This is a genomic window from Pseudomonas savastanoi (assembly GCF_020917325.1).
Lineage (GTDB): Bacteria > Pseudomonadota > Gammaproteobacteria > Pseudomonadales > Pseudomonadaceae > Aquipseudomonas > Aquipseudomonas amygdali.
Map to the genome: position 1 here is coordinate 2,727,360 of NZ_CP076652.1, position 24,798 is coordinate 2,752,157.

The following is a 24,798-nucleotide window of genomic DNA, read 5'->3' on the forward strand; positions in this document are numbered from 1 at the left end:
TAATGACAGAGCCTACGGGATATGCCGCACCGTTTGTTGGCAAGCATCGCCTTGCTTTTTATCTGCTGTGCTGCACAGGCCCAGACACCCTCAGCCACACCCGCAAGCCCGGCTATTTCCTACGTAAAGGATATTCAGCCGATTCTTACCGAGAAATGCGTTGCCTGCCATGCCTGCAACGATGCTCCCTGCCAGTTGAACCTGGGCAGCGGGGAAGGCGTGAGCCGTGGTGCCAGCAAGACCCCGGTTTACCAGGGCGAGCGTAGTGAAGCGGTAGCGCCGACCCGACTGTTTTATGATGCGCGTGATACCGAGGCTTGGCGCGGCAAGGGGTTTTACTCAGTGCTGGAGGCCCAGGGCAGTCAGGCTGCCCTGATGGCGCGCATGCTCGATCTGGGGCGCAGCGCGCCGTTGCCGGCCAACAGCAAAATTCCGGACGAGATCGCGCTGGGCATCAATCGCGAAAATGTGTGCCCGCTGCCCGGCGAATTCAACGCCTATGCCGCAGCTCATGCGCAACAAGGCATGCCACTGGCGGTGGCTGGCCTGACCGATGCCGAATACCAGACGCTGCAGCGCTGGCTGGCTGCCGGTGCGCCGGTGGAGCAGCAGACCATTACCCCGAGTGTCACCGAGGCCGCGCAGATCAATGCCTGGGAGGCGCAGCTCAACGAGCCTGGCGCGAATCAGGCGCTGGTCGGTCGCTGGCTGTTCGAGCACCTGTTCCTGGCGCATATCTATTTCGAAGGCGGTGAGGCGGGGCACTTCTTTCAGTGGGTACGTTCGCGAACTCCAAGCGGCAAGCCTGTGGACCTGATCGCTACTCGTCGCCCCGACGATGATCCGGGCAGTGACTTCTATTATCGATTGATCCCTGTGCAGGGCGTGATCGTTCACAAGACCCACATTACCTATGCCATGAGCCCACAGAAACTGATGCGGGTCAGGCAGTTGTTCTATAGTAAAGACTGGAAGGTCAACGCACTGCCTGGCTATGGCCCTGGCCATCGGGCCAATCCGTTTCTGACCTTTGAAGCGATCCCGGCAGCGGCGCGTTATCAGTTCATGCTCGACAATGCCGAGTATTTCGTCCGCACCTTCATTCGCGGGCCGGTCTGTCGCGGGCAGATCGCGACCGATGTGATTCGCGATCAGTTCTGGGTGCTGTTCCAGGACCCGTCGCACGATCGCTACATCACCGATGCGACGTATCGCGGGGAGGCTACGCCATTGCTGGCCATGCCGGGGCAGAACGATGACGTGGGCAGCGTGCTGAGCCTGTGGCTGTCCTACCGCGACCGGCGCAATGAGTATGAAGACCTGCGCCGCGACAGTTACGCGAAAATGCCAGCGCCGGGCTGGAGCACGCTGTGGGCAGGCAATGACAATGCCTTGCTGACCGTTTTCCGTCATTTCGACAGTGCGTCGGTCAATAAAGGGCTGATTGGCGACGTGCCGCACTCCATGTGGCTGTTCGACTACCCGCTGCTGGAGCGCACCTATTATCAGTTGGCGGTGAACTTCGATGTCTATGGCAACGTTTCACATCAGGCACAGACCCGGCTGTATTTCGACTTGATCCGCAACGGTGCCGAAATCAACTTCCTGCGCCTGATGCCTGCCGATCGCCGGGAAGACATACTCAGCGATCTTTATCAGGATGGCGGCAAGATCAAGATGTGGCTGGATTACCAGAAGATCGACGACGATACGCCAACCGGTATCAAACTCGATGAAAAGGCCGCGCAGCGCGACTTTGCGTTCAAGCTGATCGAGCGTTCCGGCAGCCTGAATGCCGCGCCTGATCCGATCAACCGCTGCAGCGGGGCGTATTGTTCTCGGCCAAACCTCGACAGCAGTTTTGCCCAGGCGGAACAGGCACTGAGCCGTTTGACCTCACGCCCGGCGGCGGGCCTGAAAGTCATCGATCAATTGCCGGAAGCAAGCATGCTGCGCATCGAGGGCAGCGACGGCAAACGCATGATCTACAGCATGCTGCGCAACCGTGCGCACAGTAACGTCGCGTTTCTGCTGGGCGAGTCTTATCGCTATATACCGGGGCTGGACACACTGACCGTCTACCCGGGCGTGCTCAGCAGTTATCCGAATTTCATCTTCAATATTCCGGTCGCACAGGTGCCGGCCTTTGTCGATGCCATGCAGCAGAGCAAGGATCAGGCGAGTTTCGAACAAATCGTCCAGCGTTGGGGCATCCGTCGTACTCATCCACTGTTCTGGAGTTACTTCCACGATCTGAATCGCTACGTTCAGGAAACTGAACCACGCGAAGCGGGTGTGCTGGACATGAATCGCTACGAGAACCTCTGAAAAACCGGGGCTTCACGCCGCAGGCCCTTGTGCAACATGGCCTGCGGCCATCTTTACTTCCTGAACGAAATGTATCTCGCGCGATCTTTTTTCCAAAAAGGTGGTCCGAAATGGTGCGCGTCATAGGCCGGTTTATCAAACGACCCATGATTGAAAGTCAGGCAGTAGAGGTTTTTTGTGATGTTGATTTCAGTTCAGGCGCTACGTGCGTTCGCAGCGTGGGTCGTGGTGTGTCATCACTTCATGCAGATTTTTTTCGATTTCAAGGCCAGCGGCCCGGTGGGACAGTTCTTTGTGTCGAAGGGCGGGGTCGGCGTTGATATCTTCTTTGTCATCAGTGGTCTGGTTATCTTTTTGTCGACGCAGAACAGCGATATGCCTGCACGGCGCTTCATTCTGCATCGTCTGATTCGAATTGTTCCGGCCTATTGGCTGTATACCGCCGCCATGGCGTTGTTGTTGCTGATTGCAGCACCGATGCTCCCGCATCAGGTCATCGGCTGGCAGAACTTCCTCTTGTCACTGGTATTCATTCCTTCCGAAAACCCCGGTGGTTATGGCCTTTACCCGACGCTTAACGTCGGCTGGACGCTCAATTATGAGATGTTTTTCTACCTGCTGTTCTCGGTGGTATTCCTCTTTCAACAGCGTCACCGGCCGCTGATCATTGCCGCAGCGCTGTTTGCGGTCAGTGAGGTTCTAGCCCGCACCGGGCTGATCAGCCGCTTCTACGGCAATGACATCATTTACGAATTCCTGCTGGGTATCGGCATCGGCATCCTCTATCGCCGTGGCTGGATCAAACAGGCGTTATGGCTGCCGCTGGCGGGTATTGCGGTAGGGCTGTATGCGATCAATCACCTGACCAATGAGCAGCGTCTGCTCAACTGGGGCCTGCCGAGTGCCTTGATCGTACTATCGTGCATCTCGCTGGAACCGTATTTCCAAGGCAACAGGCTGCTCAAGGTACTGGGCGACTGCTCGTACTCGGTCTACCTGCTGCACGTTCTGGTGCTGTACGGCGGCTTGCTGATGGCGCAACGCTTTGGCCTCAGCCCCTATGTGGTGTTCGCGTTCTGCGTGCCGATCATCGCCATCGGTGCCTGGGTCAGTTATGAGTGGATCGAGAAGGGCCTTTACCGCCGGATGAAAGCCTGGCTGGATGGACGCCGAGCGGTCAGCCGGGCGCAGGCATTAACCTGACAAAAATACTAGGACTTTGTGTGACGGTGCCGATTGGCGTAAACTGCTGGCACGTCTGCGAGGAATTTTCATGACCGCTATCACTATTACCGATGCCGCCCACGATTATCTGGCCGATCTGCTGGAAAAGCAGAACACCCCGGGCATTGGCATCCGCGTATTTATTACTCAGCCCGGCACTCAGTACGCCGAAACCTGCATTGCCTACTGCAAGCCGGGTGAAGAAAAGCCGGAAGACAAGGCTATCGGCCTGAAGAGCTTCACCGCCTGGATCGATGGTTTCAGCGAAGCCTTTCTGGATGATGCCGTAGTTGATTACGCCACTGATCGCATGGGCGGCCAGTTGACCATCAAGGCACCAAACGCCAAGGTGCCAATGGTCAATGCCGACAGCCCGATCAACGAGCGCATCAATTATTATCTGCAAACCGAGATCAATCCGGGCCTTGCCAGTCACGGCGGTCAGGTCACGCTGATCGATGTGGTTGAAGAAGAGGCAAAAAATATTGCTGTTCTGCAATTCGGTGGCGGTTGCCAGGGTTGCGGTCAGGCTGATGTCACGTTGAAGGAAGGTATCGAGCGTACGTTGCTTGAGCGCATTCCCGAGCTGTCGGGCGTTCGCGATGTGACCGACCATACGCAGAAAGAAAACGCTTACTACTAAGCCGTTCTCTGATACGCAAAACGCCCTGACTGTTCAGGGCGTTTTCATGTGCGGCCGTCGCTGGTGGTCAGGTCAGTTCCACCAGTGCTGCGCCTTCGTTGACCATCTCTCCCTCATGGCAGTAAAGCGCTGTAACGACTCCGGCACTGGCTGCGCGGATGCTGTGTTCCATCTTCATGGCTTCTAGCACCACCAGTTGCGCCCCGCACTCGACCGTCTGACCCACTTCAACCAGCACGCGCACGATGCTGCCATTCATGGGGGCTGTCAGGCCGCCATGCTGGCTATCACTGGCATCGGCCTGCGCGATGGGGTCAAGTCGGGTGATGGTGTGCAGGTCGCCTTGCCATTTGAGGTAAAGCGCATTGCCACGGCGTATCGCCAGATGCGAGCGGCGCACGCCGTTGTGTTCGACAGTCAGATGCTCGTTGCTGAGTTTGAACGGTGAGTTGCTGCTGTTGCGCAGGTAGACGGTTCGGGTTTGACCATTGCAGCTCAGTCGCAGATCCGTCTCTGCAGGCAGGCCTGCGCGAAAGCCTGTGCTGGCCGCCCAGGGCGAGTGCAGGTCGGCTTGATCGACGCGTGCCGTTTCGCTCTGGCTGAAGGCCTCGGCGGCGGCCTGCCAGAGTTCCTCGCACAGTTCACCCGCTTGCGGCAGCAATTGATCCTGATGGCGGGGGATAAAGCCCGTGTCCAGTTCAGCGGCGGCAAACGCTGGATGGGCGATGATTCTGCGCAAAAATGCCAGGTTGGTTCTGACACCGCCCACTGCGAACTCGTCCAGCATGCCGAGCAGGCGCAAACGGGCCTGCTCACGGTTTTCGCCCCAGGCAATCAGCTTGCCGAGCATGGGGTCGTAGAAGGGTGAAATGCTGTCGCCCTCGCTAACGCCGCTGTCCACGCGCCTGCCGGAGCCGGACGCGGATTCTCTGTAGAGCTCCAGCGTGCCGGTTGCAGGCAGAAAATCGTTGGCCGGGTCTTCGGCATATAGCCGGACCTCAATGGCGTGGCCGATCAATGGCACTTGTTCTTGAGTAATGGGCAGTGGTTCGCCTCTGGCCACCCGAATCTGCCATTCCACCAGATCCAGGCCCGTGATGTATTCGGTCACCGGGTGCTCGACTTGCAGGCGGGTATTCATCTCCATGAAGAAAAACTCGCCGCGCGCGTCCAGCAGGAATTCCACCGTGCCTGCGCCCACGTAACCGATGGCCTGTGCGGCCTTGACCGCCGCTTCACCCATGGCCTTGCGCAGTTCGGGTGTCAGGCCGGGAGCAGGTGCTTCTTCGACGACCTTCTGGTGTCGGCGCTGAATGGAGCAGTCGCGCTCATTGAGGTACAGACAGTGATCATGGCGGTCGGCAAACACCTGAATCTCGACGTGGCGCGGAGTGAGGACGTATTTCTCCACCAGCATTCGCGCGTCGCCGAACGAAGAAAGCGCCTCGCGTTGAGCGGAGGCCAGCGCTTCGGCCAGTTCGCCGCTGTGCTCCACCACCTTCATGCCTTTGCCGCCACCGCCTGCCGTGGCTTTCAACAGCACGGGGTAACCGATGCGTTCAGCGGCGCTGCGGAACGTCTCGATGTCCTGTGCGTCGCCGTGATAGCCAGGTACCAACGGCACGCCAGCCTGCTCCATCAGCGACTTGGCGGCAGATTTGCTGCCCATGGCGTCGATGGCCGAGGCGGGAGGGCCGAGGAAAATCAGCCCTGCCTCTTCAATGGCACGGGCAAAGTCGGCATTTTCGGACAAAAAACCATAACCGGGGTGAATCGCTTGCGCGCCGCTTGCCCTGGCCGCATCGATAAGCTTGTCGATCGCCAGGTAGCTTTCTGCTGCCTTGCTGCCTCCAAGATCCACACGGATATCAGCCTCATGGCTATGCCGTGCGTCACGGTCAATGGCACTGTGCACGGCGACTGTGGTGAGCCCCATGGTTTTCGCGGTCCGCATGATGCGACAGGCAATTTCACCGCGGTTGGCGATCAGCAGCGTGGTCAGCTCTGGGGTACTCATGATTGCGAGTCCTTCTGTGATTCTTGCCGGGCTGCAAGCGCTGCTGGCGATTGATCGCAGTCTGGCTGCCAGCCGGGTGTGCGTTTTTGCAGGAAGGCGCGCAGGCCTTCCTGGCCTTCGGCGCTGGTACGGATGCGCGCGATGGCGCTTTCACAGTAGCGGCGCAATGCAGGTGTGAGTTCGCCGCTGCCGACTTCGCGTAGCAACTCCTTGCTGACCCGCATGGCCTGCGGGCTATTGAGCAGCAGATTGTCGACCCACTCCTGTGTGCGGGCTTGCAGGTCGGCAGCCGGGTAGCACTCGGCTATCAGCCCCATCTGCTGCGCTCTCTGGCCATCGAAACGCTCTGCGGTCAGGGCGTAGCGCCGCGCCGCACGTTCGCCGATGGCCTGCACCACAAACGGACTGATAACCGCTGGAGCCAGACCGATGCGTACTTCCGACAGGCAGAACTGCGCATCCGCTGCCGCAATGGCCATGTCGCAGCAACTGATCAGGCCCAGCGCGCCACCGAACGCTGCACCTTGCACCACCGCAAGCGTCGGAATTTTCAATTTTGCGAGGCTGTACATCAGCTCTGCCAGTTCACGGGCATCGTCCAGATTGGTGTTGTAGTCCAGCTCTGCTGCCTGCTGCATCCAGGCCAGATCGGCACCCGCGCTGAAATGCCTGCCACGCCCGCGCACCAGCAGGAAGCGCAGGCTGGCATCACTTTGTACCTGGTCCAGTGCGATGATCAGCTCGCGAATCATCTGCGCATTGAAGGCATTGTTCTTGTCCGGTCGATTCAGCCACAGCGTGGCAAAACCACGTGGGTCGGTGATCAACTCTATGGTTGCGAATGAGGTCGACGTCATGGTCATTTCCCGTCTTACATCCGGAACAGGCCGAAGGTAGTAGATTCGATGGGCGCATTGAGCGAGGCGGACAGGGCCAGCGCAAGAATGTCGCGGGTTTGTGCCGGGTCGATGACTCCGTCGTCCCACAGGCGGGCGCTGGAGTAATAAGGGTGGCCTTGATGCTCGTACTGATCGAGAATCGGCTGCTTGAGCTCGGCCTGCTGTTCGGCGCTGAAGGCCTGGCCGGCACGTTCCGCCTGCTCGCACTTGACCTGCACCAGCACGCCCGCTGCCTGCTCGCCACCCATCACGCCGATTCGCGCGTTGGGCCACATCCATAGAAAGCGCGGGTCGTAGGCGCGGCCACACATGCCGTAATTTCCTGCACCGAAACTGCCGCCGATAATGACCGTGAACTTCGGCACCTTCGCGCAAGCCACGGCGGTCACCAGCTTGGCCCCATGCTTGGCGATACCCCCGGCTTCATACTTCTGACCGACCATGAAGCCGGTGATGTTTTGCAGAAACAGCAGGGGAATTCCTCTCTGGCAGGCCAGTTCGATAAAGTGCGCGCCTTTCTGGGCGGCCTCTGCGAACAGGATGCCATTGTTGGCCAGAATCGCGATCGGGTAGCCATGCAGGCGAGCGAAACCGCAGACCAGCGTGGTGCCAAACAACGCCTTGAATTCATCCAGTACCGAGCCATCCACCAATCGCGCGATGACTTCGCGTACGTCAAACGGCTGTTTTGTGTCGGCCGGGATGATGCCGTACAGGTCCTCGCTGGCGTACAGCGGTGCAATGGGCGTGACAGCGTTCAACTGGCCTTGTTTGCGCCAGTTCAGATTGGCAATGCTGCGTCGCGCCAATGCCAGCGCGTGCTCGTCACTGTCGGCATAGTGGTCGGCCACCCCGGAGGTGCGGCAATGCACATCCGCACCGCCCAAGTCTTCAGCGCTGACTATTTCGCCGGTGGCGGCTTTTACCAGTGGCGGGCCTGCGAGGAAGATGGTGGCTTGCTGGCGCACCATGATCGCTTCGTCGGCCATGGCTGGAACATAGGCCCCGCCTGCGGTACAGGAACCCATGACCACGGCAATCTGGGGAATGCTTTGTGCGCTCATGTTGGCTTGATTGAAGAAGATGCGCCCGAAGTGTTCGCGGTCCGGAAACACTTCGTCCTGGCGCGGCAGGTTGGCACCACCGGAGTCCACCAGGTAAATGCACGGCAGGCGGTTTTGCTGGGCGATGGTCTGCGCGCGCAGGTGCTTTTTGACGGTCAGCGGGTAATAGGAGCCACCTTTGACCGTCGCGTCGTTGGCGATGATCATGCATTCGACGCCCTCGACCCGGCCGATACCGGCAATTACCCCGGCGGCCGGAACCTCTTCGCCATACACCTCATGGGCGGCCAGTTGGCCGATCTCCAGAAACGGTGATCCGCTGTCCAGTAAACGGTTGATACGCTCGCGGGGCAGCAACTTGCCGCGTGACGTATGGCGCTCCTGGGCCTTGGGCCCGCCGCCTTGGCGAACGATGCTCAGCAACATACGGAGCTCTTCGACCTGCTTGAGCAGCGCGGTGCGATTAAGGGCAAATTCCGGCGAGCGGGCGTTGATGCGAGTCTGCAGAATGGTCATGGTAGCTCCGCAATCAACGGGTTTCGTTGAACAGTTCGCGACCGATGAGCATGCGCCGGATCTCGCTGGTGCCTGCACCGATCTCGTAGAGTTTGGCGTCGCGCAACAGTCGACCGGCCGGGAATTCGTTGATGTAGCCATTGCCGCCCAGAATCTGGATGGCATCCAGCGCCATCTGCGTGGCGCGTTCGGCGCTGTAGAGGATCACGCCCGCTGCGTCCTTGCGCGTGGTCTCGCCACGATCACAGGCCTGGGCGACGGCGTACAGGTAGGCGCGGCTGGCGTTGAGCTGGGTATACATGTCTGCGACCTTGCCCTGAATCAGCTGGAACTCGCCGATGCTCTGGCCAAACTGCTTGCGGTCGTGAATGTAGGGCACCACCACGTCCATACAGGCCTGCATGATTCCGGTCGGCCCGCCAGAGAGCACGACGCGTTCATAATCGAGGCCGCTCATCAGGACCCTGACACCACCATCAAGCACGCCCAGCAGATTCTCTTCGGGCACCTCGACGTCATCGAAAAACAGCTCGCAGGTATTTGAGCCGCGCATGCCCAGCTTGTCGAACTTGCTGCCGCGCGAGAAGCCCTTCCAATCGCGTTCGACGATAAACGCGCTGATGCCATGGGCTGCCTTTTCCAGGTCGGTCTTGGCGTAGATCACATAGGTGTTGGCGTCAGGCCCGTTGGTGATCCAGGTCTTGCTGCCGTTGAGTACGTAGTGATCGCCGCGCTTGTCGGCGCGCAGCTTCATCGATACCACGTCCGAGCCTGCATTGGGTTCGCTCATGGCCAGCGCGCCAACGTGCTCGCCGCTGATCAGCTTGGGCAGGTATCGGGCTTTCTGTGCCGGGCTGCCATTGCGGTTGATCTGATTCACGCACAGGTTGGAGTGTGCGCCGTAGGAGAGCGCCACCGATGCCGAGCCACGGCTGATTTCTTCCATCGCCACGACATGCGCCAGATAACCCAGGCCTGCGCCACCGTATTCCTCGCTGACCGTGATGCCGAGCACGCCCATCTCACCGAATTTGCGCCACATGTCGACGGGGAACAGGTTGTCCTTGTCGATCTGTGCGGCGCGCGGGGCAAGCTCTGCGGCGACGAAGGATTGCAACTGATCGCGCAGCATGTCGATGGTTTCGCCCAGGGCGAAGTTCAGGCTGGGGTAACTCATGGGTAGCGTTCCTGTTTTATTCTTGGAGATGGTTCTATGCGGATTGGCTATGACCTTTACGTTAACGTAAGCCTGTGGGTGTGTGCTGTCAATCAGGCTTGTGCGCGGAGGGTGGGGGAGGGTCGGGAGGCAAAAGCAAACGCTGGAAAGCACGAAGGGGAGCCTGGGCTCCCCTTCAAGGTATGTCTCTATGCTCTTTTTTGTTTTTCGGGTGGCCTGTTGTTGTTTTTGGCGACCTGGCCCTTCACTGCTTTTTTGAGCGGTCCGCATGCGGGACCAAGAGCAAACGTATTTTTTTGAGCGCTGATCAAGCTTTCATCATGTGATCCAACCAGTTCGGGAGCTGCCTCAGGGCAGTTTTGTTGTTCTCTGTCTGGCTGCAGAACGACTTGCAAGGCAAGCAGTTCAGAAAAGCTGTCCACTTCAAAAAAATCTGTTAGCTACGTCTCTGTCCGTGTTGTTCTTGTTATGTCAGAGCCGGTACGTGTTGTTTTTATTGGGTTGCTGCGTGTTTTTATTTTTGTTGTACAAGTGATATAGCAGGACCCGTGCCAGTTTTTTAAAAGCCCCGTAATACCGGGAGCTGAACGTCTTTTTCGGGCATCGGGCCATCTGATTCGGTTGTCGAGTGTTTCCGTGTTACCCGTTTGACTCGACTGGACGCGGGGCAGGGTAACACTGTGTGACAAGTTGTCGCACCCTGTTACCGACAGGTGACAGTCGTTAAGCAGACAACCGGGCCTTGGCCACGCGCGAGCCATTGCTGCGTTGCAGCACGTCGCAGATGCGCTGGCCTGCGGCAATGACCTGGTCCAGATCAACCCCGGTTTCAATGCCCATGCCCTGCAACATGTACAGCACGTCCTCGGTGGCAACATTGCCGCTGGCACCCTTGGCGTACGGGCAGCCGCCCAGGCCTGCCACGGAACTGTCGAAGACCTGGATACCTTCCTCCAGGCTGGCGTAGATATTCACCAGCGCCTGACCGTAAGTGTCGTGGAAGTGCCCGGCAAGCTTGCCTCGCGGGATCTGCGCTGAGACGGCGTTGAACAGCGCTCGCGTGGCCCCCGGCGTGCCGGTGCCGATGGTGTCGCCCAACGAAACTTCATAGCAACCCATCGTGTAGAGTTCGTTGGCGACGGCTGCGACCTGCTGAGGCGAGACACTGCCCTCATAAGGACAGCCCAATACGCACGACACATAACCCCGAACCTGCACACCATGCATCTGCGCCGCCGCCATGATGGGCGCAAAGCGCTCCAGGCTTTCGCTGATCGAGCAATTGAGGTTGCGCCGGGAAAACCCTTCGGTTGCCGCTGCAAACACCGCAACCTCCCTGACACCCGCCGCCAACGCATCTTCGAACCCGCGCAGGTTGGGTGCCAGGGCAGAGTAGATAACGCCTTCACGCCGCTGGATATTTTCGAACACCTGGGCGGAGCCAGCCATCTGCGGCACCCATTTGGCCGAGACAAAACTACCGACTTCAATGTGGCTCAGTCCGGCTGCCGTCAGGTCATCCACCAGGCGCACCTTGTCGCCGATACTGATCGGTTGTGCTTCATTCTGCAGGCCGTCACGCGGGCCGACTTCAACGATATTTACCTTTTGTGGAAGAGACATGGCAGCGCCTTGTGGTAGTCAGTGTGAAGTGGCAGCAGTTTTATCGAGCGCAGCCCGGCAACGCTCTTCGGCGGTGTCCAGCTCCAGTTGCATTTGCCGGATGTCCAGCAATTGTTGTTCGAGCTGTTCACGGCGCTCGGCGATCTTGCCGAGCATGGTCTGCAACTGCTTCTGGTTGTCACCGGCAGGGTCGTAGAGCGAGATCAGTTCCTTGCATTCAGCCAGCGAAAAACCGATGCGTTTGCCGCGCAGGATAAGTTTCAGAGTGACTTTGTCACGGGCCGTGTAGATGCGCTCCAGTCCTTTGCGTTCAGGGCTGAGCATGCCTTGCTCTTCGTAAAAGCGGATGGCGCGGGTGGTGATATCCAGCTCACGGGCGAGCTCGGAAATGCTGTAGGTCTGACTGCTCATGGTGTCGCTCGGCGAGGTATGCAGCACTCAACCTACGGCTTGCTTTACGTAAGCGTCAAGCAAAAGTCGTGTTGTCAGGACGCGCCAAGACGCGCCCGCCAGGTTAGAAATGACTTTAATAATTTTATATATTTGATTTAAAAACAATTACTTACTGAATTTATCTCATGCTTTATCGAGGCTCTGTTCCTGCGCCACGACTCGCTGTGAAAGCTCGATGATCTGCTCGCGCATCCAGCGGTTGGCTGGGTCCTGATCAGTGCTTTCATGCCAGTACAGATGGGTTTCGACCGAAGGCACATCGTTGACCGGCAGGTAGACATAGTGCAGATCGTTACGGCGGGCGAAGCGTTCCGGTATGGTCATGACCATATCGGTCTGCTGCAGGACCTGTGTCGCCATCAGGTAATGCTGCGAGCGCAACGCAATCCTGCGCTGAATGCCCATCTTGCCCAGCGCCAGGTCCACATGCCCCAGTCCGCTACGCCGACTGGAAATATGGATGTGTGCCTGGCTCATGTAATCATCCAGCGTCAGCGTGGCCTTGTTCGCCAGCGGATGCGCCTTGCGCATGCCGCACACATAGCGGTCTTCCAGCAGCTTGACGTGGCGAACCTGCGGGTCGGTATTGAGCGGTGCATCCACGGCGAAGTCGAGGCGCCCGGCAGCCAGCTCCTTGGTGGTTTCCCGCCGCTTGGACAGAAAGCTCTCGATGGTCACGGCAGGCGCAAGGCGCCGCAGGCGCTGGAACAGCGTCGGCAGGATCACGGCCTCGGTCAGGTCGGTCATGCTGATGCGATAGTTCTTGTTGGCCTGCAACGGGTTGAATATACGGCTTTCCTGCACCGAAACCCTGAGCAATGAGAGTGCATTGCGCACCGGGCCGATGATGTTCTGTGCCATCGGTGTCGGCACCATGCCTTGAGCCGTGCGCACAAACAGCGGGTCGTTGAAGGTCTCTCGCAGCCGCGCCAGGGCGTTGGACACCGCAGGCTGGGTAATGCCGACGATCTGCCCGGCCCGGGTCAGATTGGCTTCGGTGTAGATGGCGTCGAAGACAATGAAAAGATTGAGATCGACCTTGCTCAGGTTCATTGATGGGCGCCTCGTGCTGTTATTTTGATTCGCTGTTCGGCAGGCTGGGGACGCCGCAGCGGTGATGGATCATATATCGGTTATGAATGTTTATACACGCCGAGAATAGATTAGATAAATGTACGGCGTTTCTCTAGCATCAGGATCATGCATTCGACACCCTGATCGAGAAGGTAGTGGCCCATGGATTTCGCGTATTCCCCGAAGGTGCAGGCATTGCGTGAGCGCGTCACCGCGTTCATGGATGCATACGTTTATCCGGCCGAGCCGGTTTTCGAACAGCAAGTGGCCGAAGGCGACCGCTGGCAGCCCACTGCGATCATGGAAGAACTGAAAGCCCGTGCAAGAGCCGAGGGGTTGTGGAATCTGTTTTTGCCGGAGTCTGCGCTCGGTGCCGGCCTGAGCAATCTGGAATACGCGCCGCTGGCGGAAATCATGGGGCGTTCGATGCTGGGCCCCGAGCCGTTCAATTGCTCTGCGCCTGACACCGGCAACATGGAGGTGCTGGTTCGCTATGCTAGCGAGGAACAGAAAGCTCGCTGGCTGGAACCGTTGCTGCGCGGCGAAATTCGTTCTGCTTTTGCCATGACCGAGCCCGACGTGGCGTCATCGGACGCCACCAATATGGCCGCGCGCGCCGAGCGCGATGGTGATGAATGGGTAATTAACGGTCGAAAATGGTGGACTTCCGGTGCCTGCGACCCGCGCTGCAAAATCCTGATTTTCATGGGCCTGAGCAATCCTGACGGGCCGCGCCATCAGCAACACTCGATGATTCTGGTCCCGGTCGACACGCCGGGCGTGAAGATTGTCAGGCCGCTGCCTGTGTTCGGCTACGACGACGCGCCCCACGGGCATGCCGAAGTGGTCTTCGATAACGTCAGGGTGCCGTTTGAAAACGTCTTGCTGGGTGAGGGGCGCGGCTTTGAAATCGCCCAAGGCCGATTGGGGCCAGGCCGCATTCACCACTGCATGCGCTCCATCGGCATGGCCGAACGGGCACTTGAGTTGATGTGCAGGCGCTCCGTCGACCGGGTTGCCTTCGGCAAGCCGCTGGCCAGGCTGGGTGGCAACATCGACAGGATCGCCGATTCGCGTATGGAGATCGATATGGCCCGCCTGCTGACCCTGAAGGCGGCCTACATGATGGACACGGCAGGCAACAAGGTCGCCAGAAGTGAAATCGCGCAGATCAAGGTGGTAGCGCCGAACGTGGCGCTGAAGGTCATCGATCGGGCGATCCAGATGCACGGCGGGGCGGGTGTTTCCAATGATTTCCCCCTGGCCTATATGTACGCCATGCAGCGCACACTACGTCTGGCGGACGGTCCGGATGAGGTGCATCGCGCCGCTGTCGGCAAATATGAACTGGGCAAATATCTGCCGGCGGACAGGGAACGCAGCCAGTCCTGATCTGGTAACCGATAACTGCCCCCAGGCTACTGCACCCAGACTTCGACCCGACGGTTCTTGATCCGGCCGTCATCGATGTCATTGGTAGCTACCGGCATCTCGTCCCCCAGGCCAACGATGTCGCGAAATGTCACGCCGCTTTTCAGCAGCTCGCGGCGCACCGCCATGGCGCGCAGCCTTGAGAGCAGGGCTGCGCGAGCCGGATCGCTTTTGGCATCACCAAAGCCGACCAGCGTGACATGTTGATTGAGCTGGTTGCTGGTTTTCAGGTACTCCGCCACCCGCTTGAGGTCCTGCTGCGCCTTGTTATCCAGCTTCGCACTGCCCTGGGCAAAGCGAAAGTTGACCGACAGCCGTTCGGCCTTGCGCGCCAGTGCCTGATACTCCGCAGGCATCTGCGCGGTAGGCTGCACCTTGAGTGCCTGCACGGTCTGCGCGACAAAGCCGCTCTGCGCCACGATGGCCTGACCCTCGGCGCTTTGCGCGAAACGGACCAGCGCCTGCGCCCAGCGTTGATGAGCTGAGGTGGGCACATAAAAGTAGAGCCGTCGCGACAGAGGATAGTCTTCGGTGGCAATCAGACTGACAGTCGGGAGCATGGGTCTGGAATCACCATCGGCAATGGCCACCGCTTTGGCACGCCTGATGGACGGTAGCCCGATAAAACCTACGCCATTGATGTCCTTGCTAACCTCGTCGGAAAGCTGCTCGCTGGATTCAAAGCGTGCGGCTGTGCCGGACAGGTTCTTGCCGTACTTTGCAAGTATCAGGTCCTTGAATGTTTCGTAGGTGCCGGACTTCTCATCGCGAACATAAAGATGAATGGCGCCCGGATTTCCGCCCACTTCTGCCCAGTCCCTGACTTCCCCGCTGAAAATACGCGCCAGCTGCAGCGTATCCAGCTGTCTGACCGGGTTGCCTGGATGCAGAATCACGGCAACGCCATCGATGGCAATGGTTTGCTCGCTTGCTGCGCTTTTCAGGTCGCCCAGCCCCGCCAGGTCCTTGGCTTCCTGATCCTTGATAGGTCGTGAAGAGGCGGCGATATCGGCGTTACCTGCTTTGAGCGCAGTAAAACCGGTGCCTGAACCATGTGCGGCGATTTCGATGCTGATCGTCTGCCCTGTGGCGCTAGTGCCGACGACGCGCTGTTCATTCATGGCATTGCCAGCAACAGTCTGCACCGATTGCAGGCCTTGCTTGCGCATCAATCCCTCAACCAGCGCGGGGCCCAATTGAGCATTGATGGTGTTCGAGCCTTGAATGCGCAAGGCAGGTATTTCGCCCGCGGGCAGCGGCAGTGCTGCCAGCGCAAGGGCGGGCAGGGTGGCGCTCGACAGAGTCAGCGCCGTTAGCAAAGCGCGCAGCATCGGCGTCACCATGAGTCACGGGAGGGTGCCGGGAGAATAAGACAGAAAGATTTCCGGAATATGACGATTGCTCGACCACTGCGCGCACGACCTGTTTCTGCATAAAGCCGGGTCGCGCGCGAGGGCGCTTTGTCAGTTCAGTTCCAGCCAGATCGGCGCATGGTCCGACGGCTTTTCCATGCCGCGCAAATCGTAGTCCACCCCAGCGGCCTTGATGCGTGGCTGCAGGCCGGTAGAGGTCATGATCAGGTCGATACGCAGACCGCGCTTGGGTTCGTCTTCAAAGCCACGGCTGCGATAGTCAAACCAGCTGAATCGGTCGACGACCTCCGGGTACAGATAGCGGAAGCTGTCCACCAGGCCCCAGTTTTTCAAGCGCTCCATCCACTCGCGTTCTTCGGGGAGAAAGCTGCACTTACCGGTTTTCAGCCAGCGCTTGGCGTTGTCTGCGCCGATGCCGATGTCGCAGTCCTGCGGAGAAATGTTCACATCACCCATCACGATCAGCGGCTGTTCATTGCTGAAACGGCTCTCCAGCAGGGTCTGCAGGTTCTCGTAAAAACGCTGTTTGGCTGGAAACTTGGTTGGGTGATCACGGCTCTCGCCCTGCGGAAAGTAGCCATTCATGATGGTGACCGGCTGCCCATTGCTGTCGGCATAAGTGCCCCAGATGAAGCGCTTTTGCGAGTCCTCGTCGTCGCCTTCAAAGCCCTTGTGCAGGGCCAGCGGAGGGTTGCGCGATAGCAGGGCAACGCCGTAATGGCCTTTCTGGCCGTGGAAATGCACGTGATAGCCCAGCGCTTCGACTTCCGCGTGGGGGAATTGCTCGTCCGAAACCTTGGTTTCCTGAAGGCCGATTACGTCAGGTTGGTGTTTGTCGATCAGCGCCGCCAACTGATGAGGTCGAGCGCGCAGACCATTGATGTTGAACGAGACGATTTTCATAAAACAGCGGTCCTGAGCAAAAACAAACAGCGATGCTAGCTGACCTGTGGTTGCAGGACCAGCACCGTGTCAGACACCTTGCAAACAGAGGCCCGGACAAATCGTTGGAACTGTTATCAAGTGCCATCACTCGAAAGCCTGCTTGCCAAAACTGCTGCGCCAGACGCAGTTCCGTTAACACGAGGCTTTTTATGTCCCTACCTGCTGCCATCACGGGTGAAGTTCGTCAACTCGACAGTGGTTATTCCCGTGAAACCCGCTCCTTGCTGTTCAGGGCCTATCGGCACGATCCGACGTTTGCCTATCTGTTCAATGCCGAGCGTGAGGGATATGAGCAACGCGTGTTGGCGACCATTCGCCAACTGGTCAAACAACACTTCCTGCAAGACCAGCCTGCACTCGGTCTGTTTCTGCAGGATCGGCTGGTCGGCGTAGCGCTTATCGCGCCACCGCAACGTCGTCTGGGTGTCACTGAAAGCTGGGCGTGGCGTCTGCGCATGGTGATGGACACCGGCCTGGGGTGCACCCAGCGTTATCTGGCTTATTACAACGCGGTGCTGGCCTGTGTGCCGTCCGAAACCGTGCATGTGCTGCCGTTGATAGGCCTGGACCCGGAATTTCAGGGTCAGAAGCTGGGGCAGGATTTGAGCGAACAACTGCTTGGGGCGTTGCACGATTGGTGCGCGGTGGATGAGCACTCTCAGGGCATCGTGGTAGACACGGGAAACCCTCGTTATCTCGAGTTCTATAAGCGACAAGGCTATGAGGAAATCGGCGAGATTGCGGTAGGACCTGTCCGAGAGCATGTGTTTTTTCACCCCAACCCTCAGGTTTCACTGCCGGTCCCTGACGTAACGGTCTGAATCTCCGACAATTCGTGGGCTTCCAGTGCGGCCCGTCGATCGTGTTAGCATCTACGCCCATGAAGCTTTTCAGACTATTCAGCAGCCTGTTTCTGATGACCATGAGTGCAGCGGCGCTTGCCCAGGCCCGCCTTGACGTCAGGATCAAGCCCGCCAACCCGGAACTCAAGGCCAACGTCGAAGGGTATGTGGGGGATTTGGGCGAGCGTGACGTTAAGGCATTGCGCAACTTCAGCCTGGGTGCCGAACAGCAGGCAGAGAAAGCGGCTCAGGCGCTTGGTTATTATCAGGCGCAGATCGACAGCGAGATCAAGGACGAAGACCAGCCACGTCTGGTGATCAATATCCAGCCGGGCGAGCCTATTCACCTGCGCAATGTGGTAATTCGCGTCGAAGGTCCGGCAGCATCGCTGAAAGCCTTTCGGGTCCCCAAAAGCGACGCGCTGAAAACCGGCGCGGTGCTCAATCATGGCAATTATGAAGATGCCAAACGCCTGATCCAGAATCAGGCGTCGCGTTACGGTTTTTTCAGCGGCCACTTTACCAGCCAGCGCCTGGCTGTCGACCCGCGAGCCGGGGTTGCCGACATCGAGCTGGTCTATGAAAGTGGTCCGCGCTATTCGCTGGGCAAGGTCAAGTTCAGTGGCAATGCGCCCTTCGATGACGATTTGCTCAAGCGCATGGTGCCTTTCAAGGAAAATACCCCTTACGACTCACAACTGATCGCCGAATTGACCCAGGCGATGCAGGGCAGTGGCTATTTTGAAGGCGTGCGGGTCGATGCCGCGCCTACGGCAGCTGAACATCAGGTCATTCCGGTGACCGTTCAGCTTGAAACCCGCAAGCCCCGCACCATGGGCCTTGGCCTGGGCTACTCGACCGATGTCGGCCCGCGTGGCAAAGCCAACTGGACCCGGCACTGGGCCAATCCACAGGGCCACAGCTACGGGTTCGAATCGGAAATATCCGCGCCTCGGCAGAATGTCGGCCTGTGGTACGACGTGCCGCTCGATCCGCCGTTGACCGATAAACTGCGTTATGCCGGTGGCTATCAATACGAAGAGATTGCTGGAACCGACAGCCTCAGCAAGCTGCTGACTGCCGGGCCTGAATGGCACAGCAAACTGCCCAGCGGCTGGGAGCGGGTCATCTCGCTGAAATGGCAGCGTGAAGAATACCGGCTGGGCGACGATTCGGGCCTGAGCACGCTGTTGATGCCCGGTATCAGTTATTCGTACCTGCGCAGCGATAACAGTATCGACCCCCACCAGGGCTACCGTTTGCAATTCGACACCCAGGTGGCCAAGGAGGGCATGTTGTCGGATGCCAATCTGGTGCATGCCAATGTGCTGCTCAAAGGGCTGACGACAGTCGCTCGGAATCATCGCTTTCTCGGCCGCGTGCAGCTGGGTGGCAACCTTACTGACGGTTACACCTCGATACCGCCGTCGCTGCGTTTTTTTGCCGGTGGCGATCAAAGCGTACGGGGTTATGACTACCAGAAACTGTCACCGACCAACTCTGACGGCGACCGCATTGGTGGGCGTTACATGTTTGCCGGGAGCGTCGAGTATCAGTACTCGATTGCGGATAAATGGCGGCTCGCGACCTTCATCGATCAGGGCAACTCATTCAACAGTCTGGACAAGCCAGACCTGAAAACCGGCGTCGGTTTCGGGGTGCGCTGGGTATCTCCGGTGGGTCCGTTGCGTCTCGACCTGGCGCACGCGCTGGATGACGAGGGTGGCATCCGCCTGCACTTCTCGATGGGGCCGGAACTTTGAACAGGATGAACATCAAGCGTATTGCAACGATTGCCGGACTGAGCGTGATCGCGTTATTGCTGCTGGTGATCGTCAGCGTCGGGGTGCTGCTTGGGACCCAGGCAGGCAGCCAATGGGCGCTGGCCCGCGTGCCCGGCGTGCAACTGGAAAACTTTCAGGGCCGCCTGGGCGGGCAGTGGAGTGCCGAGCGCCTGGTGTGGCAGCAAGGCGCAGACCGTGTCGAGGTGCACTCTGTCGACTTCGCCTGGACGCCCGCCTGCCTGCTGAAGATGACCTTATGCATTGATCGCCTGCACGCGGGGCAGGTACTGCTGCGTTTTCCTCCGAGCGGTGCGCCGAGCAACGAAGATCCTTTAAGCCTGCCAGCCGTCAAGTTGCCGCTTGCCCTGCAACTGGGTGATATACAGCTGGGCAGCCTGCAACTGGATGGCGTCGAACAGTTGCGCGACCTCAAGCTGGCGGCGCACTGGACCGCCGAAGGCTTGCAGATCGACAGCGCGCACCTGCAACGTGATGCGCTGGTGCTGGACCTCAATGGTCTGCTGAAGCCCGAGGGCGACTGGCCATTGAGCGTAAAAGGTCAACTGCAACTGCCGCCACAGGACGGTAAGCCCTGGACGCTGGCGCTGGATATTCAAGGTGACGTGCTCAAGACCCTGCAACTCAAGGCTGACAGCAGCGGCTATCTACCAGGGCAACTGACCGGTGAGCTGCAACCTTTGGCTGAGCATGTGCCAGCACGATTGAAACTGACTGCAGAACATTTCAAACCCAGCGCGGCATTGCCCGATACCCTGCAACTCGACCAACTGCTGTTGACTGCCGAAGGCGATCTCGACTCGGGTTACCAGATCAACGGCACTGCCAGCCTGCCCGCAGAAAAAGGCCCTGTGGCGTTGTCGTTGCAGGGGCGTGCGGATGCCAACGGGGCAACCATTGCAGCGCTTGATCTGGCCGCCAACGATCAACAGCGTCTGGCCATCAACGGCACGTTGAACTGGCAGAGTGGTTTCTCGGCTGATGCGAGCATCGACTGGCTGGATTTCCCTTGGCAGCGTCTGTATCCGCTGGAGTCCGAACCGCAAGTATCGTTGCACGCCTTCAAAGGTGAGATTTCCTACACCGACGGCAATTATCTTGGCAATTTCAACGCCAGCCTCAAAGGACCTGCTGGCGCGTTCACGCTGATCAGTCCCTTCAGTGGCAATTTGCAGGAAGTCCATCTGCCGCAACTGGAGCTGGTCGCAGGGCAGGGCAAGGCCAGCGGTTTCCTGAACCTGCAATTTGCCAATGGCGTTGGCTGGGACACTGCACTGGACCTGAGCGCGCTGGACCCTTCATTCTGGGTTGCCGAACTGCCCGGCACGCTGGCAGGGCCCTTGCGCAGCAAAGGTCAATTGGTCAACGAGCAGCTCGAACTTACCGCCGACCTGGACCTCAAGGGACGTCTGCGTGGCCAGCCCGCGCTGCTGCAAGCCAAGGCTGACGGTCGTGATCAGCAGTGGAATGTCAGCAACCTGAACATTCGATTGGGTGACAACCGGGTTCAGGGTAATGGCAGTTTGCAGGAACGTCTCAAAGGGCAGCTGGACCTTGACCTGCCGCGTCTGGCTCAATTGTGGCCGCGCTTGCAGGGGCAGGCCAAAGGCAGGCTCGACCTGACGGGAACACTTCAGGCACCGCAAGGGCAACTGGCGTTGCAGGGCAGTCAGCTCGCTTTGCAGGACAATCGCCTGCAAAACCTGACACTCAATGCCCGTCTGGATCAGTCGCAGCGCGCGACCATCAACCTCAAGGGCGTTGGCATTCAGGCCGGCGACACCGGGCTGGGGACGTTGCTGGTGGACGGTCAGGGTACGCTCAAGGCGCAACAATTGAAGCTGGACCTGCAAGGGCCGTTGCTCAAGCTTGCTATCGCACTGGACGGCGGCCTGGACAAGGGCGACTGGCGCGGTCGGCTGGCCAGCGGCACGGTACAGAGCGGCGGACAGAACTGGCGTTTGCAGCAACCGGCGAAGATCGAGCGTCTGGCCGACGGTCGGCTGAACTTCGGTGCGCATTGCTGGCTGTCCGGTGCCTCCAGCCTGTGCGGTGGCGATCAACGACTGATGCCGGAGCCACGTTTGCGCTATCAGCTGAAGAATTTCCCGCTCGACAGCCTGGCGCAATGGATGCCAAAGGATTTTGCCTGGAAGGGCGCGCTGAATGCCGACGTTCAGCTTGATCTTCCGGCAGCAGGCCCCACCGGCAAGGTTACGATTGATGCTGGAGGCGGCACATTGCGGGTGCGCAGCAATGACCAGTGGCTGGACTTCCCGTATCAGACACTCAAACTTGACACCACACTGGCACCCAGACGTATCGACACGCGGCTGGATTTCGAAGGCGGCAAGCTGGGCCAGTTGCTGGTCAATGCGCAGATCGATCCGCTGGCCAAAGACAAGCCTCTGTCAGGCGATTTCGGTCTCTCCGGGCTGGACATCTCGGTGGCACGACCCTTTGCGCCAATGGTGCAGAAACTCAATGGCCGCCTGAACGGCAATGGTCGATTGTCAGGCAGCTTGCTGGCACCTCTGGTCAACGGCAGCGTGACACTTGAAGGCGGTGAAGTGGCGGGTGCCGAGTTGCCGATGGAACTGCATGACCTCAAGGTGCAGGCGTTGATTGCCGGGGAGAGCGTACAGCTCACCGGTGGCTGGAAAAGTGGCAGCACCGGGCAGGGGAGCATCGGCGGTCAGGTGGCCTGGGGGCAGAATCTGAACGTTGATGTGAGCCTCAAGGGCGCGCGTCTGCCGATCAATGTCGAGCCCTACGCGGAAGTGGAGGTAGCGCCTGACCTGAAAATTTCCATGCAGGGTGAGCGGCTGGCCATTTCCGGCAAGGTGCTGGTGCCCAAGGGGACGATCACCGTGCGTGAGCTGCCGCCGTCCACGGTCAAGCTGTCGGGCGACACGGTGATCGTCGGGCAGCAGACCGAGGAGGGCGCGCCACCGCTGGCAGTGGCCATGGATATCGATGTGGAGGTTGGTCAGGAAAAGCTCGCCTTCAGCGGTTTCGGGCTTACTGCCAATCTGGTCGGACGTGTGCACATTGGCGACAACCTGGACACCCGTGGTGAGCTGAACCTGAACGACGGCCGTTACCGTGCCTACGGGCAGCGGCTGACCATCCGCAAGGCGCGCCTGCTGTTTGCAGGCCCTGTGGACCAGCCCTATCTGGATATCGAGGCCATTCGCCAGACAGATGACGTGATCGCAGGCATTCGTCTGACCGGCAGTGCCGAGCAACCCACCACTGAAGTGTTTTCCGAACCCGCGATGAGCCAGGAGCAGGCGCTCTCCTATCTGGTCATGGGCAGACCGCTAAGTACCTCGGGCGAAGACAACAACATGGTCGCTCAGGCTGCACTGGCGCTAGGCGTTGCCGGGAGCTCGTCGACCACCGGCAAGCTCGCGGACAATCTGGGTATCAAGGACTTCGAACTGGACACCTCGGGAACCGGTGACAAGACCAATGTGGTTGCCAGCGGCAAGATCACCGAGAAGCTCAGCCTGCGTTATGGTGTCGGCGTGTTTGAACCGGCCAATACCATTGCGTTGCGCTATCTGCTCAGCAAGCGCGTGTACCTTGAGGCTGCAAGCGGTGTTGCCAGTTCGCTGGATATTTTCTATAAAAGAGACTTCTGAATACTGGCCAGCGGCTGTAATGGCACTGGCCTGCGTTCAACCGGTTTACCCTGTTAAAACAGTGTGACCCTTCTCACGCTCTCTCTATTCAGGCTGCCGGTAATCATGGATCGATTCAACGCCATGCGCGTATTCACCCGTATCGTCGAGCTGGGCGGTTTCGCCAGGGCGGCCGAGAGCCTGCATATGCCCCGTGCATCCGTGACGATTCTGATCAAACAACTGGAAGCTCACCTGGGCGTGCAGCTCTTGCAACGCACTACGCGTCAGGTCAGCACCACGCCTGACGGCAAGGCCTACTACCAGCGCTGCGTAAGCCTGCTGGCCGATCTGGATGACGCCGAAGCTTCCTTCTCTGCGGCAGGTGCCGAGCCCAAGGGGTTGCTGCGTGTTGACCTGCCAGTGAGCCTGGGGCGCATGATCGTGATACCCGCGTTGCCTGAATTTGCCCGGCGCTACCCGCAGATCCGGCTGGAAATCGGCATGAGCGACAGACCGGTCGACCTGATCCGCGAGGGCGTGGACTGTGTCTTGCGCGCCGGAGCAGCATTGGACGAAACGCTGGTCGCCAGGCCGCTGGGCAGCCTGACCCAGATCACTTGCGCCAGTCGCGATTACCTGCAGCGATACGGTACGCCGCTGAATCTGCCGGACCTCGCGCAACATCAGGTAATCGAATATTTCTCCACCAGCACGGGCAAGCGCTATGGTCTGGAGTTCATGGCCGGTGGCGTGGAGGTCGATCAAGCGTTGGCCTGTTCTATTTCGGTCAACAGTGCCGACGGTTATGTAGCGGCTTGCGAGGCTGGTTTCGGCCTGATACAGGTACCGCGTTACCATGTCGCCGCACAGTTGCGCAGCGGCATACTGGTCGAGGTGCTGCGGTTGCATCGTCCGCCGCCGCTGGCGTTGACGGTGCTTTACCCACCTCATCGTCAGTTGTCACGACGCATCAGGGTATTCGTCGATTGGCTGGTGGAATTATGTGCCCACCCAGATATCAGGGACAGACTGGTTTCCTGAGAAAATTCGGAAATATCCTATATAGGACACGGCACACTTTCGTGTTTAACTTCCGGTTCTTTTATTCATCTCAAAAAAGGAATGTGTTTCATGGCTCAAGTAACCCTCAAAGGCGGCCCTGTTCAAGTCAATGGCAAGCTGCCTGAAGTCGGCAGCAAGGCACCTGCCTTCACGCTGGTGGGTGAAGGTCTTGCCGACAAGACCCTGGCTGACTTCGCTGGCAAGCGCAAGGTGCTGAACATTTTTCCGAGCGTCGACACACCGACCTGTGCAACGTCGGTACGCAAATTCAACGCCCAGGCAAACGAGCTGAGCAATGCCGTTGTTCTGTGTATCTCTGCTGACCTGCCGTTTGCCCAGTCCCGCTTCTGCGGCTCCGAAGGTCTGGAAAACGTCAAGAACCTGTCTTCTTTCCGCGCTGCCGATTTCAGCGAGCATTACGGCGTTGCAATTGCAGACGGCCCGCTGAAAGGTCTGACCGCTCGTGCGGTGGTTGTTCTGGACGAAAACGACAAAGTGCTGCACAGCGAACTGGTAACAGAGATCGCTAACGAACCCGACTACGACGCTGCATTGGCTGTGCTTAAGTAACTTTCCGCAACACTTCGACGGCCTGAATCCGCTCAGGCCGTTTTTTTGTTTGTGCGTCATACGTTTATCGAAAGTAAGCGCTTGGTAAAGGCGCTTTGCTTGTAACGCATCTGTGCTTATTGTTCA

The 24,798-nt window shown here is 58.9% G+C and carries 18 protein-coding genes and 1 pseudogene; 10 read left to right on the forward strand and 9 right to left on the reverse strand.

Features of this window, described 5'->3' with window-relative positions; translation table 11 throughout:
• The first annotated feature begins 195 nt into the window (after nucleotides 1-195).
• From KP808_RS11865 to nfuA, 3 genes are all read left to right on the forward strand, one after another.
• Complete coding sequence (locus KP808_RS11865) at nucleotides 196-2,328, forward strand: fatty acid cis/trans isomerase (protein WP_058409390.1); 2,133 nt, start codon at nucleotides 196-198, stop codon at nucleotides 2,326-2,328.
• Nucleotides 2,329-2,508: 180 nt separating this feature from the next.
• Nucleotides 2,509-3,531 (forward strand): acyltransferase family protein, encoded by a 1,023-nt coding sequence (locus KP808_RS11870; RefSeq protein ID WP_230018551.1) that lies wholly within the window; start codon nucleotides 2,509-2,511, stop codon nucleotides 3,529-3,531.
• 70 nt (nucleotides 3,532-3,601) lie between these two features.
• Nucleotides 3,602-4,195 carry a Fe-S biogenesis protein NfuA gene (gene nfuA, locus KP808_RS11875; protein WP_002553665.1) on the forward strand — a complete coding sequence of 198 codons (594 nt, stop codon included), beginning with the start codon at nucleotides 3,602-3,604 and terminating at the stop codon, nucleotides 4,193-4,195.
• Between the two features lie 67 nt (nucleotides 4,196-4,262).
• On the opposite strand, the gene KP808_RS11880 is transcribed toward nfuA, so the two are convergent.
• From KP808_RS11880 to KP808_RS11895, 4 genes are read right to left on the reverse strand one after another with little or no spacing between them, the layout of a single operon-like run.
• Nucleotides 4,263-6,212: an acetyl/propionyl/methylcrotonyl-CoA carboxylase subunit alpha gene (locus KP808_RS11880; protein WP_230018553.1), complete on the reverse strand. Its 1,950-nt coding sequence runs from the start codon at nucleotides 6,210-6,212 to the stop codon at nucleotides 4,263-4,265.
• Nucleotides 6,209-7,069, reverse strand: coding sequence for a gamma-carboxygeranoyl-CoA hydratase (locus KP808_RS11885; RefSeq protein WP_122259057.1), 861 nt, complete (start codon nucleotides 7,067-7,069; stop codon nucleotides 6,209-6,211). The genes KP808_RS11880 and KP808_RS11885 overlap by 4 nt, the downstream gene beginning before the upstream one ends.
• Nucleotides 7,070-7,083: 14 nt before the next feature.
• Entirely contained in the window at nucleotides 7,084-8,691 is a 1,608-nt protein-coding gene (locus tag KP808_RS11890; RefSeq protein WP_230018555.1) for a carboxyl transferase domain-containing protein, read from the reverse strand.
• Nucleotides 8,692-8,704: 13 nt separating this feature from the next.
• Nucleotides 8,705-9,868, reverse strand: a complete 1,164-nt coding sequence (locus KP808_RS11895) for an isovaleryl-CoA dehydrogenase (protein ID WP_122259039.1) — start codon at nucleotides 9,866-9,868, stop codon at nucleotides 8,705-8,707.
• A gap of 182 nt (nucleotides 9,869-10,050) precedes the next feature.
• On the opposite strand from KP808_RS11895, the pseudogene KP808_RS11900 reads away from it, so the two are divergent.
• Nucleotides 10,051-10,308: pseudogene (locus KP808_RS11900) on the forward strand (hypothetical protein).
• Between the two features lie 283 nt (nucleotides 10,309-10,591).
• Here the strand turns inward: KP808_RS11900 and KP808_RS11905 are convergent.
• From KP808_RS11905 to KP808_RS11915, 3 genes are all read right to left on the reverse strand, one after another.
• Nucleotides 10,592-11,491 carry a hydroxymethylglutaryl-CoA lyase gene (locus tag KP808_RS11905; RefSeq protein WP_122259846.1) on the reverse strand — a complete coding sequence of 300 codons (900 nt, stop codon included), beginning with the start codon at nucleotides 11,489-11,491 and terminating at the stop codon, nucleotides 10,592-10,594.
• Nucleotides 11,492-11,509: 18 nt separating this feature from the next.
• The gene (locus KP808_RS11910) at nucleotides 11,510-11,902 is read right to left on the reverse strand and encodes a MerR family transcriptional regulator (protein WP_005743596.1); all 393 of its coding nucleotides are present in this window, start codon (nucleotides 11,900-11,902) and stop codon (nucleotides 11,510-11,512) included.
• 165 nt (nucleotides 11,903-12,067) lie between these two features.
• Nucleotides 12,068-12,997 carry a LysR family transcriptional regulator gene (locus tag KP808_RS11915; protein ID WP_058401486.1) on the reverse strand — a complete coding sequence of 310 codons (930 nt, stop codon included), beginning with the start codon at nucleotides 12,995-12,997 and terminating at the stop codon, nucleotides 12,068-12,070.
• A 183-nt stretch (nucleotides 12,998-13,180) separates the two neighbouring features.
• On the opposite strand from KP808_RS11915, the gene KP808_RS11920 reads away from it, so the two are divergent.
• On the forward strand, nucleotides 13,181-14,410 hold the full coding sequence (locus tag KP808_RS11920; protein WP_011168689.1) for an acyl-CoA dehydrogenase: 1,230 nt from the start codon (nucleotides 13,181-13,183) through the stop codon (nucleotides 14,408-14,410).
• A gap of 26 nt (nucleotides 14,411-14,436) precedes the next feature.
• Here the strand turns inward: KP808_RS11920 and KP808_RS11925 are convergent, their stop codons facing one another.
• The gene (locus KP808_RS11925) at nucleotides 14,437-15,780 is read right to left on the reverse strand and encodes a substrate-binding domain-containing protein (RefSeq protein WP_122259847.1); all 1,344 of its coding nucleotides are present in this window, start codon (nucleotides 15,778-15,780) and stop codon (nucleotides 14,437-14,439) included.
• Nucleotides 15,781-15,912: 132 nt separating this feature from the next.
• Entirely contained in the window at nucleotides 15,913-16,725 is an 813-nt protein-coding gene (gene xthA / locus KP808_RS11930) for an exodeoxyribonuclease III (RefSeq protein ID WP_058409376.1), read from the reverse strand.
• 191 nt (nucleotides 16,726-16,916) lie between these two features.
• Between xthA and KP808_RS11935 the strand changes: the two genes are divergently transcribed.
• The 5 genes from KP808_RS11935 to tpx all read left to right on the forward strand — a co-directional run bounded on the left by KP808_RS11935 (nucleotide 16,917) and on the right by tpx (nucleotide 24,672).
• Nucleotides 16,917-17,588, forward strand: a complete 672-nt coding sequence (locus KP808_RS11935; protein ID WP_002553676.1) for a GNAT family N-acetyltransferase — start codon at nucleotides 16,917-16,919, stop codon at nucleotides 17,586-17,588.
• Nucleotides 17,589-17,647: 59 nt separating this feature from the next.
• A complete protein-coding gene (locus KP808_RS11940; protein WP_230018557.1) occupies nucleotides 17,648-19,372 on the forward strand; it encodes an autotransporter assembly complex protein TamA in 1,725 nt (574 codons plus the stop codon).
• 5 nt (nucleotides 19,373-19,377) lie between these two features.
• Nucleotides 19,378-23,058 (forward strand): translocation/assembly module TamB domain-containing protein, encoded by a 3,681-nt coding sequence (locus tag KP808_RS11945; RefSeq protein WP_230018559.1) that lies wholly within the window; start codon nucleotides 19,378-19,380, stop codon nucleotides 23,056-23,058.
• Nucleotides 23,059-23,163: 105 nt separating this feature from the next.
• Nucleotides 23,164-24,081 carry a LysR family transcriptional regulator gene (locus tag KP808_RS11950; RefSeq protein ID WP_002553679.1) on the forward strand — a complete coding sequence of 306 codons (918 nt, stop codon included), beginning with the start codon at nucleotides 23,164-23,166 and terminating at the stop codon, nucleotides 24,079-24,081.
• A 90-nt stretch (nucleotides 24,082-24,171) separates the two neighbouring features.
• Entirely contained in the window at nucleotides 24,172-24,672 is a 501-nt protein-coding gene (gene tpx, locus KP808_RS11955; RefSeq protein ID WP_005743607.1) for a thiol peroxidase, read from the forward strand.
• The last annotated feature ends 126 nt before the right edge of the window (nucleotides 24,673-24,798 follow it).